This is a genomic window from Pseudonocardia sp. KRD291 (assembly GCF_019263595.1).
Taxonomy (GTDB): domain Bacteria; phylum Actinomycetota; class Actinomycetes; order Mycobacteriales; family Pseudonocardiaceae; genus Pseudonocardia.
Map to the genome: position 1 here is coordinate 1 of NZ_JADQDD010000466.1, position 2656 is coordinate 2656.

The following is a 2656-nucleotide window of genomic DNA, read 5'->3' on the forward strand; positions in this document are numbered from 1 at the left end:
GTCCGATCCGGCCGCGGCCTATGCCGCGGCGAAGTCCCGGGCCGCTCGGCCGCGCCTGGCGGAGTTCGCCGGGCTGCTGCCGTTCGATCTGGACGGGTTCCAGCAGGAGGCCTGTGAGGCGCTGGAGGACGGGCACGGCGTGCTGCTGTGCGCCCCGACCGGCGCCGGGAAGACCGTCCTCGGCGAGTTCGCGGTGCACCTGGCCCTGTCCGAGGGCCGCAAGTGCTTCTACACGACGCCGATCAAGGCGCTGTCGAACCAGAAGTTCGCCGACCTGACGGCGCGCTACGGCGCGGACGCGGTCGGCCTGCTCACCGGGGACACCGCGATCAACGGTGACGCCCAGGTGGTCGTGATGACCACCGAGGTGCTCCGCAACATGATCTACGCCGACGACGGCGGCGACACCGGCAGGGCCGCGAACCGGCGCCTGGACCAGCTCGGGTACGTGGTGATGGACGAGGTGCACTACCTCGCCGACCGCTTCCGCGGGGCGGTCTGGGAGGAGGTCATCCTCCAGCTGCCCTCCCACGTCGCGATCGTCGGGCTCTCGGCCACGGTGTCCAACGCCGAGGAGTTCGGCGACTGGCTGGTCGAGGTGCGCGGCGACACCGCCGTCGTCGTCGACGAGCACCGGCCGGTGCCGCTGTGGCAGCACATGATCGTCGGCAACCGGATGTTCGACCTGTTCGCCCAGAGCGGCGAGGGCGGCGAGCTCGTCGTGGACCCGGACCTGGTGCGCAACACCCGGGAGATGCAGCGCCGGGAGTCCCTGGGCGCCCGGGACCGGGCCGGGGACCGCGGGCCGCGCGGCCGGACCCGCGGCCGGGCGCCGGTGCAGCGCGGATCATCGGGCGGCTCGTCGGGTGGATCCTCGGGCGGCGGGTCGAGGTCGGGTGGCTCGGTCTCCGGCGGCTCGCGCTCCGGCGGGCCGGGCGGCAGCTCCCGCGGCGGGTTCCGCCCGCCGTCGCGGGTCCAGGTGATCGACCGCCTGGACCGGGCCGGCCTGCTGCCGGCGATCACGTTCGTGTTCAGCCGCGCCGGCTGCGACGCCGCCGTCGGGCAGTGCGTGCGCTCCGGGCTGCGCCTGACCGGGCCGGACGAGACCGACGAGATCCGCCGGATCGTGGAGAAGCACTGCGGCGACCTGCCGCAGGCCGACCTGGGCGTGCTCGGCTACTGGGAGTGGCGCGAGGCCCTGGAGCGGGGCATCGCGGCGCACCACGCCGGGATGCTGCCCGCGTTCAAGGAGACCGTCGAGGAGCTGTTCGTCGCCGGACTGGTGCGCTGCGTGTTCGCCACCGAGACCCTGGCCCTGGGGATCAACATGCCGGCGCGGACGGTCGTGCTGGAACGGCTGGTCAAGTACAACGGCGAGGCGCACGTCGACCTGACGCCGGGGGAGTACACCCAGCTCACCGGACGGGCCGGGCGCCGCGGGATCGACGTCGAGGGCCACGCGGTGGTGCTCTGGACGCCCGGGATGGACCCGGAGCAGGTCGCGGGCCTGGCCTCGACCCGGACCTACCCGCTGCGCAGCTCGTTCCGGCCGGTCTACAACATGGCGGTGAACCTCGTCGGGCGCCTCGGCACCGACGCCGCACGCGAGCTCCTGGAGCGCTCGTTCGGCCAGTTCCAGGCCGACCGCTCGGTGGTCGGGCTGGCCCGGCGGATCGACCGCAACGAAGAGGCCCTGGCCGGGTACGAGGAGTCGATGACGTGTCACCTCGGGGACTTCACCGAGTACGCGCGTCTGCGCCGCACCCTGTCCGAGCGGGAGAAGTCGCTGCGCCGCCAGGGCACGGCCGAGGTGCGGGAGGAGACCGCGGACTCGCTGCGCACGCTGCGCCCCGGCGATGTGATCGCCGTCCCGGCGGGGCGGCGGGCCGGGCTGGCCGTCGTCCTCGACACCGGTCTGTCCGGGGAGGACTCGCCGCGCCCGCTGGTGCTCAACGAGGACCGCTGGGCGGGGCGCCTGTCCGCGGCGGACTTCCCGCAGGCGGTCGAGTCGCTGGGCCGGATGAAGCTGCCCAAGCGCATCGACCACCGGTCGCCGCAGGTCCGGCGCGATCTCGCGACGGCGTTGCGCGGCACCGGGATCCGGGCGCCGCACCAGGAGCGGCGCAAGAGCCGCGGCGCGGTGCACGACGACCCGGAGCTGGCCACCCTGCGCCGGGCGCTGCGCGCGCACCCCTGCCACGGCTGCGACGACCGGGAGGCGCACGCCCGCTGGGCCGAGCGCTACGCCCGCCTCGACCGCGAGACCGAGCAGCTGCGCCAGAAGGTCCGCACGACGACGCACTCGCTGGCCCGGGCGTTCGACCGGATCCGGGCCGTGCTCGGCGAGCGCGGCTATCTCGACGAGTCCGCGGCCGACCCGGCCGACGTCGTCACCGAGCACGGGCGCCGGCTGGCCCGGCTCTGGGGCGAGTCGGACCTGCTCGCCGCCGAGTGCCTGCGCCGCGGCGTCTGGGAGGGGCTCGAGCCCGAGGAGCTCGCGGCCGTGGTGTCCGCGCTGGTCTACGAGTCGCGACGCGACGACGCACCGATGCCGCGGCTCCCTGCAGGCGCCGTCGCGGACGCCCTGGAGCGGACCGTGGAGCTGTGGTCGGACCTCGACGCCGACCAGCGACGGCTCAAGGCCGAGCGGACCCGT

Annotated in this window: 1 protein-coding gene; it reads left to right on the forward strand. The window is 74.8% G+C overall.

Annotation, left to right across the window (positions count from 1 at the left end):
• Positions 1-2656 (forward strand): RNA helicase (locus I4I78_RS31785; RefSeq protein WP_218615207.1); only part of this gene is annotated, 2656 nt, incomplete at both ends.